Here is a 16,138-nt window from a genome sequence, read left to right on the forward strand (position 1 = left end):
TATAACAGTTTATAGTTTTTCCTTTGTTTTTTTAAGGCAAACCGTTTGGTCTTTAGAAAGACTCATATTCTTGTAGGGGTTGATTAAAAGTGGAACATATTATTGAGATGCTCAATATCCGTAAGGAATTCCCTGGAATCGTTGCGAATGACAATATTACTCTGCAGTTGAAAAAAGGAGAAATTCATGCTCTATTAGGGGAAAATGGAGCAGGAAAATCAACTCTGATGAACGTTTTGTTTGGATTGTACCAACCTGAGGAAGGCGAAATTCGCGTAAATGGAGAACCTGTTAAGATTACTAATCCTAACATTGCCAATGATCTTGGCATTGGAATGGTTCATCAGCATTTTATGCTAGTCGATCCTTTTACGGTCACCGAAAATATTATTCTCGGAAAAGAACCATCCAAAGCTGGACAGATTAATTTGAAAAAAGCAAAAAAAGAAGTTAGAGAGTTATCTGAGCAATATCATTTACATGTTGACCCAGATGCGAAAATTGCCGATATATCTGTAGGTATGCAGCAACGTGTCGAAATTTTAAAAACATTATATCGAGGAGCAGAAATTCTAATATTTGACGAGCCGACTGCTGTTCTTACGCCTCAAGAAATTAAAGAATTGATTTCTATTATGAAGGCACTTGTGAAAGAAGGAAAATCGATTATCCTCATTACTCATAAGCTTAAGGAAATTATGGAGGTTTGTGATCGAGTTACCATTATTCGTAAAGGAAAAGGAATTGGGACTGTTAACGTCAATGAAACGAACCCAGAAGAACTTGCTAGTTTAATGGTAGGTAGAGAAGTAGTTTTCAAAACAGTCAAAAAAGAAGCCAGCCCCACAGATGTTGTTTTAGCAATAGAAGAGTTAAAGGTAAAGGACTCTAGAGGGATTGAAGCAGTTAAAAACTTATCTCTTACGGTTCGATCCGGAGAAATTGTCGGGATTGCAGGTGTAGATGGTAATGGACAGTCGGAACTAATTGAAGCGATTACAGGATTGAAAAAAGTTACCGATGGAAAGATCAAGCTGAAAAATAAGGAAATTCAGAATTTAAAACCAAGAAAAATAACTGAATCCGGTATCGCACATATTCCCCAAGATCGTCATAAGCATGGTTTGGTCCTTGATTATACAATTGGAGAAAATATGGTGTTACAAACCTATTATCAAGAACCTATCTCCAAAATGGGGATTTTAAATGATAAGAATGTGTATGACAAAGCAAGAAAACTAATTAAAGAATTTGATGTTCGTACCCCAGATGAGTATACTCCGGCGAGAGCGCTGTCGGGAGGTAATCAACAAAAAGCGATTATTGGCCGGGAAGTCGATCGTAATCCGGATCTACTAATTGCTGCACAGCCTACCCGAGGTCTAGACGTAGGAGCGATTGAATTTATTCATCAACGTCTTATTGAGCAGCGTGACCATGGGAAAGCGGTATTGCTGATTTCGTTTGAATTAGATGAAATTATGAACATCAGCGATCGAATTGCAGTGATTTATGAAGGTGAAATTGTGGCTATTGTTAACCCTAAAGAAACTACAGAACAAGAACTAGGGCTGCTTATGGCAGGAAGTAAGCGTAAAGAAGCGGGGGATACAGCAAATGTCTAACAAACTAAAAATGATAAGCATCCCAGTGCTTTCGGTCGTTTTAGGATTTATAGCTGGCGCAATAATTATGTTGGTAAGCGGTTACGATCCTGTAGCAGGTTACTCGGCTATGGTAACAGGGATCGTCGGTGACTCGTTTAATCTAGGAGAATCAGTCAGACAGATTATCCCTTATATTCTTGCAGGTCTTGCTGTCGCATTTGCTTTTAGAACCGGTCTTTTCAACATAGGTGTTGAGGGACAGCTAATTGTAGGGTGGCTGGCATCTGTATGGGTTGGAATCACATTTGATCTTCCAGCGATCATTCATTTACCAGTGGCTGTTCTTGCCGGCGGTCTTGCCGGTGCTTTGTGGGCATTCATCCCTGGGATCTTAAAAGCAAAATTCCGAGTACATGAAGTTATCGTTTCGATTATGCTCAATTATACCGCCCTTCATGTTACGAACTATATCATTAATAATGTTTTGACAGATAAAATGGATAAAACGGGTGTAATAAAAGACACGGCTAGTCTCCGTTCCCCTTTCTTTGAAAGTCTTACAGAAGGATCACGGATGCACTGGGGTATTTTCGTAGCGATTATTTGTGTCTTTATCATGTATTTTATTCTTGAAAAAACAACCACAGGTTTTGAATTAAAGGCAGTAGGATTTAACCAGCATGCTTCTGAATACTCAGGTATGAGTGTGAATAAGAATATTGTTCTTTCAATGGTTATTTCCGGTTCATTTGCAGGTCTTGCCGGTGCAATGGAAGGCCTTGGAACCTTCGGATATGCAGCGATTAAAACCGGGTTTACCGGTATCGGTTTTGACGGTATTGCCGTAGCTTTGCTGGGTGGAAATACAGCCATTGGTGTTGTATTTGCTGCCATCCTTTTTGGAGGCCTAAAGGCAGGAGCTTTAAATATGCCATATGAAGCTGGAATTCCGAGTGAAATCGTTGATATTGTCATTGCCTTAATTATTTTCTTTGTAGCTTCTAGCTACTTTATCCGTTACATCATTGGCCGCATTACTAAAAAGGGGGTGAAATAAGTGGACTTATATCAAATCTTAGGAATTATTGTACCAGCAATGATCGCGCTGGCAGCGCCACTTATTTTCACTGCGCTTGGCGGTGTATTTTCTGAACGAAGCGGTGTCATAAATATTGGTTTAGAAGGATTAATGGTTATTGGGGCATTTACGGGTATTGTTTCTAACCTGGTTTTGGCCGATTCTCTGGGAGCATGGACCCCTTGGGTTTCAGTGTTGATCGCAATGGTTGTGGCCGCACTCTTCTCCATCTTACATGCCGTGGCAGCCATTACATTTAGGGCAGACCAAACAGTCAGCGGGGTGGCAATTAACCTTCTGGCTGTCGGATTAACGGTCTTTCTTGTGAAGAAAATTTACGGCAAGGGTCAAACGGATATTATAACAGAACCGTTTCCAAGAGTAGATATTCCAATTCTTAGTGATATTCCGTATATTGGTACTATATTCTTCTCAAATGGTTACTATATTTCTTATATTGCTATCCTTTTAGCTTTTGTAGTTTGGTATATTATCTATAAAACACCATTTGGTTTGAGGATTCGTGCCGTGGGAGAGCATCCGATGGCTGCTGATACAATGGGGATCAGTGTTACTAAAATCCGGTATGCTGGGGTTATTATATCTGGAGCCCTTGCAGGTATCGGTGGTGCCATATATGCGATCTCATTCTCTAATGATTTCAGTCATGCGACAATTAATGGTCAAGGGTTTATGGCTATTGCCGCAATGATCTTCGGTAAATGGCATCCACTGGGTGCTATGGGTGCTGCTTTATTCTTCGGACTTGCGCAGAGTTTAAGTGTTGTTGGTGCGAGCCTTCCGTTCTTTAAAGATATTCCAGCTGTGTACTTGTTAATTGCTCCTTATGTATTAACAATTATTGCCTTAGCAGGATTTATCGGACGAGCAGATGCTCCGAAAGCATCCGGTTTGCCTTATATTAAAGGGAAAAGATAATATAGAAACGGCCGGACAGATTTCTTGTCTGGCCGTTTTTTCGTATACATATGAAAAAAGTCTTCAAGCTTGCATGAATTTTCCTTTTGACGGTATATTTTAAGTAGATGATTAAAAGGGTTTTGCTAGACAAATAATAGAAACATTACTTCAAATACATATATATAGGAGGATTTGTATGGCAATAGCTACAGATAACGTAAAAAGTATGCAGGGATATACACTGCATACAATACAAACGACCCAATATAAGACGAATACCTTAGTACTTAAAATGAAGGCTCCCTTATCGGAAAAAAGTGTCACGCAGCGTTCTTTGCTTCCATATGTATTGCAAGCGAGTACGAAGAACTATCCAACCACCCCTCAACTTCGCTCCTACCTTGATGAATTATATGGTGCCAGCTTTTATGTGGATGTAGGTAAAAAAGGAGAATACGATGTTATCAGCTTTACAATGGAAATTGCGAATGAAAAATTCCTTAGTGATCCTGCACCTTTACTCGAAAAAGGATTTGCGCTGCTTGCTGATATTCTCTTAAAGCCTAACAGTACGGATACTGCATTTGATGAACTATCCTTTACGAATGAAAAACGTTCACTTAAGCAAAGAATTCAATCACTTTTCGATGATAAAATGCGTTTCGCATCGACTAGACTCATTGAAGAAATGTGTCAAGGGGAACCTTATAGCCTAGAGACGCTGGGGAATAACAAAGACCTTGAGGCAATTACTGCAGAATCGCTGTACAGTTACTACAAACAAGCGATTGCAGAAGACGAAATCGATTTGTATGTAATCGGCGATGTGGAACAAACACAGGTAGAGCAGTTTGCAGACCGCTACCTTCAGCTGGAGCCGCGTCAGCCTGTGCAGATGCGTTCGATTCAAAAAGACGTGGTAGAGGCAAAAGAGGTATTGGAGAAAGATGATGTTAAACAAGGGAAGTTAAACATCGGATATCGGACGCAAATCGTTTATGGTGATCCAGATTATTACGCCCTTCAAGTATTCAACGGTATCTTTGGCGGTTTTTCCCATTCTAAGCTCTTTATTAATGTTCGTGAAAAAGCAAGTCTTGCGTATTATGCTGCTTCTAGGCTGGAAAGTCATAAGGGATTATTGATTGTGATGAGCGGGATAGAAACGGCCAATTACCGTCAAGCTGTTCAAATTATCTCAGAACAGATGAAAGCCATGAAAAACGGTGAATTTTCAGAGCAAGAGCTAGAACAAACAAAGGCTGTTATCCGAAATCAGATTCTTGAAACGATAGATTCTCCGCGCGGACTTGTGGAAATTCTTTATCACAATGTCATTGCAAAAATTGATATTCCATTAGAAAAATGGCTGCAAGCTACCGAGAAGATAACAAAGTCGGAAATAGTTGAAGCAGGGAAGAAAATCGAGTTGGATACGGTATATTTCTTAACTGGGACGGAGGTACCGCAGTAATGGAAAAAATCAAATTTGATCAATTACAGGAAGAAATTCTGCATGAAACAATGGCGAATGGCTTAGAGGTGTATGTCATTCCTAAAAAAGGTTTTAATAAATCGTTTGCAACCTTTACGACCAAATACGGATCCATTGATAATCATTTTGTCCCGCTAGATAAGGACGATTATACGAAGGTACCAGACGGAATTGCACATTTTCTTGAGCATAAGCTATTTGAAAAAGAAGATGGTGATGTCTTTCAGCAATTCAGCAAGCAAGGAGCGTCAGCAAATGCCTTTACTTCGTTTACTAGAACAGCCTATCTTTTCTCAAGTACATCTGAATTTGAACTAAACTTAAAAACATTAATTGATTTTGTCCAGGATCCTTATTTCTCCGAAAAAACAGTTGAAAAGGAAAAAGGGATTATTGGACAAGAGATTAATATGTATGATGATAATCCTGATTGGCGTTTATATTTTGGCACGATACAAAATATGTATCATACCCATCCAGTAAAAATCGATATTGCCGGGACGATTGATTCGATTGCTGGAATTACCAAAGATATGCTTTATGAATGTTATCATACGTTTTATCATCCAAGTAATATGCTTCTATTTATTGTTGGAGAAGTAAATGGAGAAGAAATCATGGATAGGATTCGCTCGAATCAAGAAACAAAAGATTACCAGCCTCAGCCGGAAGTTAAACGGCAGTTTGCAGACGAACCGAGTGAGGTGGCTGTGAAAAAGAGTCAGCTGAAGATGAATGTTCAGACACCTAAGGTTATGCTAGGAATAAAAGCTCGTCATGTAAATCTCCAAGGTAAGGAGCTTCTAAAGACTGAATTAAGTGCTAATATTCTTTTGGAAATGCTATTCGGCAAGAGCTCTCCTATCCATGAAGATCTTTATTCGACTGGATTAATAGACCAATCCTTTTCTTATGACTATACCCAAGAGCAGGGATTTGGGTTTGCGCTTCTTGGAGGCGATACGCTCCATCCAGATGAGCTGTCAGAAAAATTGACCGATCTATTACTTCAAGCTAAAACAGGAACAGGTCTTGATGAAAAAAGCTTGGAGCGGATTATTAAGAAAAAAATTGGTTCTTTTCTTCGCTCCTTAAATTCACCAGAATACATTGCTAATCAATTCACCAGATATGCATTTAATGATATGAATTTGTTTGATGTGGTTCCAATCTTAGAACAAATCCGTTTTGACGATATTAAACAAACGGCTGCAACATTAATTGATGAATCACAAATTACGGTCTGTCAGGTTATCCCAAAATAAGAGAGCGCCTTGTCATTACGACAAGGCTTTTTGAATGATTAAAGGAGCAGGAAAATGGAAAAAAGATTTGCTTTAATTACGGGAGCGAGCGGTGGGATAGGCAGGGCAATTGCTTTAAAACTTGCTGAAGATCATTACTCCCTTTATCTGCATTATAATCAAAATGAAAAATTGATTACGGAACTAATGAGTGAGCTTGAACGATTTGATATTGAAGTCATTCCCATCCAAGCTGATTTAGGGAAACCTGATGGCTACAAACAAATAGCGGCTCAAATTTTTTCTTTACACGCTGTTGTTTTGAATAGCGGCAATAGTTTTTATGGATTAATGAGTGATACAAACGATCAAATCGTGCAGCAGATGACACAACTTCATGTGGCAAGTCCTTTTCAGTTAACACGTGAATTGCTGCCAAAGCTTATGTCTGCAAACAATGCTTCCATAGTCGCTGTAACGTCCATTTGGGGTCAGGCTGGTGCAGCTTGTGAAGTGTTTTACTCTATGGTAAAGGGAAGTCAAAATGCCTTTGTTAAAGCACTGAGTAAAGAGTGTGCACTGAATGATATCCGCGTAAATGGAATTGCACCAGGTGCTATTTCAACAGCCATGCTGGATGGGTTTACCGAAGAGGAATTTGATCAATTAAACGATGAAATTCCGATGGGGAGAGTAGGGAAACCTATTGAGATTGCTGAAACAGCTGCCTTTTTGTTATCGTCTAAAGCTTCTTACATCACCGGTCAAATAGTGGGGGTTAATGGAGGTTGGTACTAACTCATCTGAAACATGCATAAATTAAATCGCTTCTTCACAAACTAACTATGTACGAATTGAAAGAAGGGATGATGAAAGATGTCTGTATTAGATAATTGGGATCAATGGAAAAACTTCTTAGGAGATCGCTTGCATCAAGGGGAGCACCAAGGCCTTCAGCAAGATACTGTAAGTAATCTTGCTTTTGAAATTGGCGACTACTTGGCTAAACAAGTGGAACCTCAAAATGATCAAGAGAAAGTGCTTGCCGACTTATGGTCAGTAGCGAGCGATGAAGAAAAGCATTCAATTGCGAGTATGATGGTTAAATTAGTGGAAAACAATGGTACACAGTAACTGGTTTAAGGCCCTGTCATTTGATGGGGCTTTTTTTATTGTTATTAGCTGGATGCATGAGGGTTTTATTTACCTGTTCATAATTACCTGCCGCGGTGCAAGAATTATTTTAAATTAAGTAAAGATTAGCCTGAATTTTAAAATGTTTTCGCTTTTAACTTAACCCATTATGCTATATTATAGAAAATAGACAATCATAGGGGTAGTTTTCCGCGATTCCGGGCACAAATGCGGGTTTTTCAAGAAACTACCTTATAAATAAGATCCTGTCACTTAAGGAGTGTTTGGATTGGAAAAAAAAGAATGGTATTTTGAATATGAAATACAAAAGAATCGTCCAGGTTTGTTAGGGGATATTTCTTCACTGCTCGGTATGCTCTCGATTAATATCGTTACCATTAATGGTGTAGATGAAGGCAGACGGGGCATGCTATTAGTGGCAAATGACAACTGGAGTATTGAAAGATTTGAATCGATATTGTCGACAATGGACACCATAACGGTGCATAAAATAAGAGAGCCGAATCTCCGTGATCGCTTAGCTGTCAGGCATGGTAGATATATACAGCGTGATGCCGATGAAAGAAATACGTTTCGTTTCGTCCGGGAAGATTTAGGGTTGTTAGTTGACTTTATGGCAGAGCTATTCAAACAAGATGGCCATAAGTTGATTGGCATTCGCGGGATGCCGAGGGTAGGAAAAACAGAATCAATTGTTGCCTCGAGTGTCTGTGCAAATAAGAGATGGCTATTTGTTTCATCCACTCTCTTAAAACAGACCATTCGAAGTCAGTTAATTGAAGATGAGTACAATGACAATAATTTATTCATTTTGGATGGGATTGTGTCAACTCGACGTGCTAATGAACGTCATTGGCAGCTTGTACGTGAAATTATGAGAATGGATGCGGTGAAAGTAGTCGAGCATCCTGATGTATTTGTTCAGAATACAGAATATACATTAGAAGATTTCGATTACATTATTGAGTTACGAAACAACCCTGAAGAAGAAATTACATACGAAGCAGCAGACCAAAACGATCAGTTCGGTGCAACTGAATTTGGTTCAATCGATTTTTAAAATGGCAGGTGTTTTAATTGACGGAATTAGGAAATAGACTGAAAGAAGCAAGAACAGCCAAGGGGATGACCCTGGATGATCTACAAGAAGTGACTAAGATTCAAAAACGTTATTTGGTAGGCATCGAAGAAGGTAACTATGGTATGATGCCCGGCAAATTTTATGTTCGTGCTTTTATAAAACAGTATTGTGAAGCAGTTGGTCTTGAGTCAGAAGAAATTTTTGAGCAGTACAAAACAGAAGTACCCGCGATAGCGAATCAAGAATTACCAGACCAGCTGTCACGAGTGCGAACAAGAAAGTCATTATCTCCATCTACTTCGAAATTTATGGAGGTATTCCCAAAAATACTCGTTTCGATTTTCGTTCTTGGTGCTATTATTCTCGTTTATGTCTTATGGGTAAACTATAATAACGATAACAAAAGCAGCGGCAATCCTGAAGTGAAAAATGAAGACAATGTTAATTATGGAGAGACTAAGAATTCTCCATTAGAGAAAGAGAAAGAAGAAACTAAAGAACCTGAAGAAGAAACAACGGAACCTGCAGTGGAAGAGTCAGAAGGAACAGAAGAGGAACCGGAGCTTGAACAGGAACTCAGCTCAGTGAGCAACGCGGGAACCAATAGTACGTATGAACTTAAGAATACGGAAAAATTTCTCTTGAAACTTTCTTCAAAAGGTGAAACGTGGGTAAGTGTTAAAAATGCAAACGGCAAGTCATTATTTGAAGGTATTTTAAAGGACAGTGAAAGTAAAGAAATTGATTTTTCAGAAGAAACAGAGGCAAAAGTTAGAATTGGTAATGCAGCCGCAACCGAAATTTATGTGAATGAAGAGCTGCTTGAATATTCGGTTTCACCAACGAAAAGTACTACACAGACTGTAACAATACAATTCACGAAACCTGAATAGTCATCTTATTGGTGGCTATTTTTCTTCATGAGTGTTTAATGCGAATTTTTTGGAGGGTAAAGAAGTGAATCTACCGAATAAAATTACAATATCGAGAATCTTTTTAATACCAATCTTTTTATTAATTATGCTCCTGCCATTGTCATGGGGAGAACTAAATGTAGATGGGCATGTACTCCCAATTACGCATCTTGTAGGGACGCTCGTTTTTATTATCGCCTCCACTACAGATTGGATCGACGGGTATTATGCTCGTAAGTTGAATATGGTCACTAACCTAGGGAAATTCTTAGATCCTCTAGCGGATAAATTGCTCGTCCTTGCTGCACTTTTGGTTCTAGTAGACCTAGATTTAATTTATGGACAAACTTGGATTGCCATTGTCATTATCAGCAGAGAATTAGCCGTAACAGGATTAAGAGCCATTTTAGCTGGGTCCGGAGAAATTGTAGCCGCTGCTACATTAGGTAAAATTAAAACATGGGCACAGATTATTGCCATTTCCGCATTATTGCTTCACAATCTGCCATTTGCCTTGTTCTCTTTCCCATTGGCATATATTGCGCTATGGATTGCGTTGATCTTCACTGTTTGGTCTGGTTGGGAATATTTCGCGAAAAATAAATCTATATTTATTAATTCGAAGTAAGGAACGGAGTGACTGGGAGATGGATGCAGAAATTATCGCGGTTGGATCAGAACTGCTGTTAGGGCAGATTGTAAATACAAATGGCCGTTTTTTATCACAGCAATTTGCAGAAATGGGTATTAACGTTTATTATCATACGGTCGTAGGGGATAACGACAAGAGACTGCAGGATGCAGTCGATATTGCCAAGAAACGTGCGGATTTAATTGTTTTTACCGGCGGTTTAGGACCTACAAAGGATGATATGACGAAAGAAACCATTTCAAGAATGCTCGGTAAAGAACTTGTTTTTGATCAAGAGGCCCTTCAATCCATTGAAGCCTATTTCACTAAATCAAACCGAGTCATGACTGAAAATAATAAAAAACAAGCACTTGTACTTGATGGATCTGACATATTAGCCAATGATCATGGCATGGCACCCGGAATGGTTCTGACGGTTGAGAATATTACCTATATGCTTCTGCCAGGCCCTCCAAGTGAGATGGAACCAATGTTCTTGAAATACGGTTATGAAACGCTTATGAAATTGATGGATAAGCATGAACGAATCGAATCTAAGGTTCTGCGCTTTTTTGGGATTGGTGAAGCTAAGTTAGAAACAGTGATTGAGGACTTAATTGAAAAACAGTCCAACCCGACAATCGCGCCGCTTGCAGGAGATGGGGAAGTAACGCTTAGGATAACAGCAAAGCATGAAACAAAAGAAAAGTGCGAAGAGATGATTGCTGAAGCTGAAAAAGAAATTTTAACCAGAGTCGGACAATTTCATTATGGAAATAACCAAACTTCACTTATTAAGGAATTAGTGAAGGAACTTACTGTTCGCAAGCTGACCATTGCAGGAGCAGAAAGCCTGACCGGAGGGATGTTTCAAGAACAGCTGACAACAATTCCAGGTGCGGGCAAAGTCTTTAAAGGCGGTATTGTCAGCTATACAAATGATGCGAAATCAAATGTGCTCAATGTTAAAAACAAAACAATTGAACAATTTGGGGTCGTCAGTGAAGAATGTGCAATTGAAATGGCTGAAAACGTCAGCGCTCAGTTTAAAGCTGACATCGGAATCAGCTTCACCGGCGTTGCTGGACCTGATACCCAAGAAGGAAAACCTGTGGGTACAATATTCATCGGTATTGCCTTTCGTAATGGAAAATCACTGGCTAAAAAGCTGAGTCTTTCGGGCAGCCGATCTCAAAATCGCGTTCGCAGTGTGAAATACGGTTGTCATTTTTTGATGCAGGAATTAGAAAATAATCTATCATAAGATTGATTGAAACATGGAGATGGCATTGCTGCCGTCTCTTTTTTTTGAGTTCATGCTGAAAGGTTTTCATAATGGGAAAAGGGGAATCAGTAAATAGAGTTCAGGAAGCAGTGTTGATAAGTGCTTACCTCATAGAGAAAAAAATTTCAGCCTCGTAAATTTACATTTCTTTTAGATATGAACCCATAAAGATGCATTTTACTAGTAGGAAAAGAGCAATTTTGAAGGAAAAAGTCAAACGAAAAAAACGAATGAATGTTCGACTTTTTACTTGGCAAATGAATGAAAACAGTATATAGTAAGGATAAGCTTTAAAGGATAGGAAACACTCCTTTTTGGATGCTGGTACAACAAAATTGTTAATGTTCGGCCTCAACAAAAGAGGTTTTATAGATAGTGAATTTACTATTAGCTGGTTATAGCTGGTTAATTAAATATTGAGGAGGAAATTGAGTGAGTGATCGTCAAGCGGCATTAGAAATGGCTTTAAAACAAATTGAAAAACAATTTGGTAAAGGTTCAATAATGAAAATGGGTGAAAAGACAGATACAAGAATTTCTACTAGTTCAAGTGGATCTTTGGCAATTGATGTAGCTTTAGGGGTAGGCGGCTACCCAAGAGGGCGTGTAATTGAGATATACGGGCCGGAAAGTTCAGGTAAAACGACAGTTGCCTTACATGCTATTGCTGAAGTTCAGAAGGCTGGGGGCACGGCTGCCTTTATTGATGCTGAACATGCATTAGATCCTGCCTACTCTTCAAAACTTGGAGTAAATATTGATGAATTGCTGCTTTCACAGCCAGATACTGGTGAACAAGCACTTGAGATAGCTGAGGCTCTTGTCCGCAGCGGCGCCGTAAATATACTTGTTATTGATTCCGTGGCAGCTTTGGTTCCTAAAGCTGAAATTGAAGGTGAAATGGGAGATTCCCATATGGGTCTGCAGGCAAGAATGATGTCTCAGGCACTTCGTAAGCTTTCAGGTGCTATTAATAAATCAAATACAATTGCTATTTTCATTAATCAGGTTCGAGAAAAAATCGGTATTATGTTTGGTAATCCGGAGACCACTCCAGGAGGCCGGGCGCTTAAGTTTTATTCAACTGTACGTCTTGAAGTTCGTCGTGCTGAACAATTAAAACAAGGAAATGATATTGTTGGTAATAGAGCAAAAGTAAAAGTTGTGAAAAATAAAGTAGCACCGCCGTTCCGTGTAGCTGAAGTTGATATCATGTACGGAGAGGGTATTTCACGTGAAGGTGAAATTATCGATATGGCTTCGGAATTGGATATTGTTCAAAAAAGCGGATCATGGTTCTCATATAATGGTGACCGTCTTGGACAAGGACGCGAAAATGCAAAATTATTCTTGAAATCGAATCAAACGCTTCAAGATGAAATTTACAAGAAAATTCGTGAACATTATAATTTAGACGGCCAACATATTGCCGTAAAGGAAAATGACAAAGAAAAAGAACTTGAGTTAGATTTAGATTGATCAAAAAACCAGGCTTTTTTTAGCCTGGTTTTTTTCAAATAAACTCGAAAACTGTAAATTCTTTGTGGTGTTAAATTGGATAATGAAGGGTAATTTATCGTTTATTTTCTATTTTAGGTACTAAAAGGAACAAAACATATGAATATTCGTGTATACGAGTGGTCAGCTACTTGACAATAAAAATTCACAACTATACAATTAATATGTATAATTTACATTTTTTCAAATTGAGATTTTTAAAAGCCAAGTACTCAAAGTACTTGCCGAAAGTTCAAATTTAACCATGTAAAAAAAGTTCATAAGCAAGGGGAGGTGAAACGATGGAACCTATAACAGTCATCATCTCCATTTTGCTTGGCCTAATCGTCGGTGCAGTTGTTGGTTATTTTATCTTCAAGACTACATTTGAAAATAAGATAACGGGGGCAAAAGGTTCCGCAGAAGCGATTTTGGATGATGCCAAACGTGAAGCGGAAGCCACTAAAAAAGAAGCCCTATTGGAAGCAAAAGATGAGATTCATAAAGTGCGTACTGATGCTGAGCGCGAAGTTCGCGAACGAAGAGCAGAATTACAAAAACAAGAAAATCGGTTATTGCAAAAAGAAGAGAACCTTGATCGAAAAGATGAAACGTTGGACAAACGTGAAAGCCTTTTAGAAAAAAAGGACGACTCTCTAAACCAAAGACAACAGCATATTGAAGAGATGGAAAGCAAAGTGGATGAAATGGTTCAGAAGCAGCAATCAGAGCTAGAACGTATATCAGCTTTAACCCGTGATGAGGCAAAAGCAATTATAATTGATCGTACGGAGAATGAGCTGGCTCATGATATTGCGCTTATGGTAAAAGAAACAGAAAATCGTGCAAAAGAAGATGCCGATAAGAAAGCGAAAGAAATTCTTTCGATTGCAATTCAGCGTTGTGCAGCAGATCATGTAGCAGAAACCACCGTTTCTGTAGTGAATCTTCCAAATGACGAAATGAAAGGGCGTATTATCGGTCGTGAAGGACGAAATATTCGTACTCTTGAAACGCTTACAGGTATTGATTTAATTATTGATGATACGCCTGAAGCAGTCATTCTTTCAGGATTCGACCCAATTCGCCGTGAAACAGCTCGTTTAGCTCTTGAAAAACTTGTTCAGGATGGTCGAATCCATCCAGCACGTATTGAAGAAATGGTCGATAAAGCAAGACGTGAAGTTGATGAACAAATCCGTGAATTCGGTGAACAAACTACCTTTGAAGTAGGCGTTCATGGTCTTCATCCGGATCTAATCAAAATTCTTGGCCGTCTGAAGTTCCGTACAAGTTATGGTCAGAACGTGCTGAAACATTCTGTAGAGGTTGCTCAATTATCAGGCTTGCTGGCTGCGGAGCTTGGTGAAGATGAAACGCTTGCACGCAGAGCAGGGCTGTTACATGATATTGGTAAAGCAATTGATCATGAAGTTGAAGGAAGTCATGTAGAAATTGGTGTGGAACTTGCAACGAAGTACAGAGAACATCCAGTTGTTATTAACAGTATTGCATCACATCATGGCGATACTGAACCAACATCTGTTATTGCTGTGCTGGTTGCTGCTGCAGATGCGTTATCAGCTGCAAGGCCTGGCGCTCGTAGTGAAACACTAGAAAATTATATTCGCCGCCTGGAAAAACTTGAGGAAATCTCGGAATCTTATGATGGTGTTGAGAAATCATTTGCTATCCAAGCAGGACGAGAAGTGCGTATCCTTGTAAAACCAGAGCAAATTGATGATTTAGAGGCACATCGTCTCGCTCGTGATATCCGGAAACGGATTGAAGAAGAACTAGATTACCCTGGTCATATCAAAGTAACCGTGATTCGGGAAACTAGAGCCGTTGAATATGCTAAGTAAGCAAAGTGGAGAAATCCACTTTGTTTTTTTTGTTCTTATTTTTTTATGGTACAATAATAAAGCTTACTAAATGTGCGAAGAGGAAGGGTTTTTTTCATGAAATTGCTATTTATAGGTGATGTAGTTGGATCACCGGGCCGTGATATGGTTAAGGAATATCTCCCGAAAATTAAAGAAAAGTACCGTCCCCACATTACCATTATTAATGGTGAGAATGCTGCTGGAGGACGTGGAATTACAGAGAAAATTTATCGTGAATTCCTTGAATGGGGAGCACAGGCAGTGACGCTGGGTAACCATACATGGGATAATCGTGAAATTTTTGAGTTTATTGATGATGCCAAGTATCTGGTACGTCCGGGGAATTTTCCTGAAGGAACTCCAGGAGAAGGCTTGAAATTTTTAAAACTAAATCATCTTGAAATCGCTGTAATTAATTTACAGGCAAGAACGTTTATGGCACCGCTCGATGATCCATTCTTAAAAGCAGAGGAATTGGTTGCTGAAGCTAAGAAGCGGACTCCTATTATCTTCGTCGATTTTCATGGTGAAGCTACTAGTGAAAAACAAGCAATGGGTTGGTTTTTAGATGGTGAAGTATCGGCGGTTGTTGGTACACACACACATGTACAGACTGCAGATAATCGTATTCTCCCTAATGGTACTGCTTTTCTTTCTGATGTGGGAATGACAGGCCCGTATGACGGAATACTTGGCATGGAGAAGGAAGCAGTCATTCATCGCTTTTTAACTAGCTTGCCGGTTCGTTTTGAAGTTCCTAAAGAAGGCCGAACCGTTTTAAGTGCTGTTATCATTGAAATTAATGATCAAACGGGAAAAGCTAAGAAAATAGAACGTTTATTAATTAACGAAGATCATCCTTTTTATCATTAAGAATCATAAATTGCTTATGCATACGTGCATAGGCAATTTTTTTTGAACATAAATATAAAGACAAACTACATTTTGTACAGGTAATTTAGATTTACAGTCATACGTGTTTCACCTAGTGAATATAGTAGCAATGGAATGGAATCACTTCTTTTGAGTCAGTCTTCACCAAGGTAAGGGAAAACAAGGAGGACTAGGGATGGAAATATTAAAAGTTTCAGCAAAATCTAATCCTAATTCTGTAGCAGGTGCACTCGCCGGGGTTCTCAGGGAAAGAGGAGGAGCAGAAATCCAAGCAATTGGTGCGGGTGCAATAAATCAAGCTGTAAAGGCTGTAGCGATTGCACGAGGATTTGTCGCCCCTAGTGGAATGGATTTAATCTGTATTCCTGCCTTTACAGATATTAAGATTGATGGAGAAGACCGAACAGCAATAAAGTTGATTATTGAACCTCGGTAGAACCTACTATATAT

The 16,138-nt window shown here is 39.0% G+C and carries 15 protein-coding genes; all 15 read left to right on the forward strand.

Annotation, left to right across the window (positions count from 1 at the left end; all coding sequences use genetic code 11):
* The first annotated feature begins 89 nt into the window (after positions 1-89).
* Entirely contained in the window at positions 90-1,625 is a 1,536-nt protein-coding gene (locus MHI18_RS19200) for an ABC transporter ATP-binding protein (protein WP_340849747.1), read from the forward strand.
* Positions 1,618-2,664 carry an ABC transporter permease gene (locus MHI18_RS19205; protein ID WP_340849749.1) on the forward strand — a complete coding sequence of 349 codons (1,047 nt, stop codon included), beginning with the start codon at positions 1,618-1,620 and terminating at the stop codon, positions 2,662-2,664. Before MHI18_RS19200 ends, MHI18_RS19205 begins: the two co-directional genes overlap by 8 nt.
* Before the next feature lie 39 nt (positions 2,665-2,703).
* Positions 2,704-3,624, forward strand: a complete 921-nt coding sequence (locus tag MHI18_RS19210) for an ABC transporter permease (RefSeq protein WP_445670047.1) — start codon at positions 2,704-2,706, stop codon at positions 3,622-3,624.
* Between the two features lie 178 nt (positions 3,625-3,802).
* Complete coding sequence (yfmF, locus tag MHI18_RS19215; RefSeq protein ID WP_340849754.1) at positions 3,803-5,080, forward strand: EF-P 5-aminopentanol modification-associated protein YfmF; 1,278 nt, start codon at positions 3,803-3,805, stop codon at positions 5,078-5,080.
* Positions 5,080-6,366 carry an EF-P 5-aminopentanol modification-associated protein YfmH gene (gene yfmH, locus MHI18_RS19220; RefSeq protein ID WP_340849756.1) on the forward strand — a complete coding sequence of 429 codons (1,287 nt, stop codon included), beginning with the start codon at positions 5,080-5,082 and terminating at the stop codon, positions 6,364-6,366. Before yfmF ends, yfmH begins: the two co-directional genes overlap by 1 nt.
* Positions 6,367-6,420: 54 nt before the next feature.
* Entirely contained in the window at positions 6,421-7,143 is a 723-nt protein-coding gene (gene ymfI, locus MHI18_RS19225) for an elongation factor P 5-aminopentanone reductase (RefSeq protein WP_340849758.1), read from the forward strand.
* 78 nt (positions 7,144-7,221) lie between these two features.
* The gene (locus MHI18_RS19230) at positions 7,222-7,479 is read left to right on the forward strand and encodes a DUF3243 domain-containing protein (RefSeq protein ID WP_340849760.1); all 258 of its coding nucleotides are present in this window, start codon (positions 7,222-7,224) and stop codon (positions 7,477-7,479) included.
* A gap of 289 nt (positions 7,480-7,768) precedes the next feature.
* On the forward strand, positions 7,769-8,560 hold the full coding sequence (locus MHI18_RS19235) for a DUF3388 domain-containing protein (RefSeq protein WP_040374102.1): 792 nt from the start codon (positions 7,769-7,771) through the stop codon (positions 8,558-8,560).
* Positions 8,561-8,577: 17 nt separating this feature from the next.
* Positions 8,578-9,474: a helix-turn-helix domain-containing protein gene (locus tag MHI18_RS19240; RefSeq protein ID WP_340849763.1), complete on the forward strand. Its 897-nt coding sequence runs from the start codon at positions 8,578-8,580 to the stop codon at positions 9,472-9,474.
* A 64-nt stretch (positions 9,475-9,538) separates the two neighbouring features.
* Positions 9,539-10,123 carry a CDP-diacylglycerol--glycerol-3-phosphate 3-phosphatidyltransferase gene (gene pgsA / locus MHI18_RS19245; RefSeq protein WP_340849765.1) on the forward strand — a complete coding sequence of 195 codons (585 nt, stop codon included), beginning with the start codon at positions 9,539-9,541 and terminating at the stop codon, positions 10,121-10,123.
* A 19-nt stretch (positions 10,124-10,142) separates the two neighbouring features.
* Entirely contained in the window at positions 10,143-11,390 is a 1,248-nt protein-coding gene (locus MHI18_RS19250) for a competence/damage-inducible protein A (RefSeq protein ID WP_340849766.1), read from the forward strand.
* A 453-nt stretch (positions 11,391-11,843) separates the two neighbouring features.
* Positions 11,844-12,890 carry a recombinase RecA gene (recA, locus tag MHI18_RS19255; protein ID WP_340849768.1) on the forward strand — a complete coding sequence of 349 codons (1,047 nt, stop codon included), beginning with the start codon at positions 11,844-11,846 and terminating at the stop codon, positions 12,888-12,890.
* Positions 12,891-13,210: 320 nt separating this feature from the next.
* Positions 13,211-14,773 (forward strand): ribonuclease Y, encoded by a 1,563-nt coding sequence (gene rny, locus MHI18_RS19260; protein ID WP_340849769.1) that lies wholly within the window; start codon positions 13,211-13,213, stop codon positions 14,771-14,773.
* A gap of 96 nt (positions 14,774-14,869) precedes the next feature.
* Entirely contained in the window at positions 14,870-15,667 is a 798-nt protein-coding gene (locus tag MHI18_RS19265) for a TIGR00282 family metallophosphoesterase (RefSeq protein ID WP_340849771.1), read from the forward strand.
* Positions 15,668-15,863: 196 nt separating this feature from the next.
* Positions 15,864-16,124: a stage V sporulation protein S gene (locus MHI18_RS19270; protein ID WP_040376540.1), complete on the forward strand. Its 261-nt coding sequence runs from the start codon at positions 15,864-15,866 to the stop codon at positions 16,122-16,124.
* Positions 16,125-16,138: the final 14 nt, after the last annotated feature.

The sequence above is a fragment of the Peribacillus sp. FSL H8-0477 genome (assembly GCF_038002765.1).
Classification (GTDB): domain Bacteria; phylum Bacillota; class Bacilli; order Bacillales; family DSM-1321; genus Peribacillus.

What these genes read in the sequence shown, in the direction of transcription:
- MHI18_RS19205 (WP_340849749.1), top strand. Translation starts at nt 1,618, where the DNA reads ATGTCTAACAAACTAAAAATGATAAGCATCCCAGTGCTTTCGGTCGTT.
- yfmH (WP_340849756.1), top strand. Translation starts at nt 5,080, where the DNA reads ATGGAAAAAATCAAATTTGATCAATTACAGGAAGAAATTCTGCATGAA.
- MHI18_RS19270 (WP_040376540.1), top strand. Translation starts at nt 15,864, where the DNA reads ATGGAAATATTAAAAGTTTCAGCAAAATCTAATCCTAATTCTGTAGCA.
- MHI18_RS19230 (WP_340849760.1), top strand. Translation starts at nt 7,222, where the DNA reads ATGTCTGTATTAGATAATTGGGATCAATGGAAAAACTTCTTAGGAGAT.
- yfmF (WP_340849754.1), top strand. Translation starts at nt 3,803, where the DNA reads ATGGCAATAGCTACAGATAACGTAAAAAGTATGCAGGGATATACACTG.
- MHI18_RS19250 (WP_340849766.1), top strand. Translation starts at nt 10,143, where the DNA reads ATGGATGCAGAAATTATCGCGGTTGGATCAGAACTGCTGTTAGGGCAG.
- MHI18_RS19265 (WP_340849771.1), top strand. Translation starts at nt 14,870, where the DNA reads ATGAAATTGCTATTTATAGGTGATGTAGTTGGATCACCGGGCCGTGAT.
- rny (WP_340849769.1), top strand. Translation starts at nt 13,211, where the DNA reads ATGGAACCTATAACAGTCATCATCTCCATTTTGCTTGGCCTAATCGTC.
- MHI18_RS19210 (WP_445670047.1), top strand. Translation starts at nt 2,704, where the DNA reads ATGATCGCGCTGGCAGCGCCACTTATTTTCACTGCGCTTGGCGGTGTA.
- ymfI (WP_340849758.1), top strand. Translation starts at nt 6,421, where the DNA reads ATGGAAAAAAGATTTGCTTTAATTACGGGAGCGAGCGGTGGGATAGGC.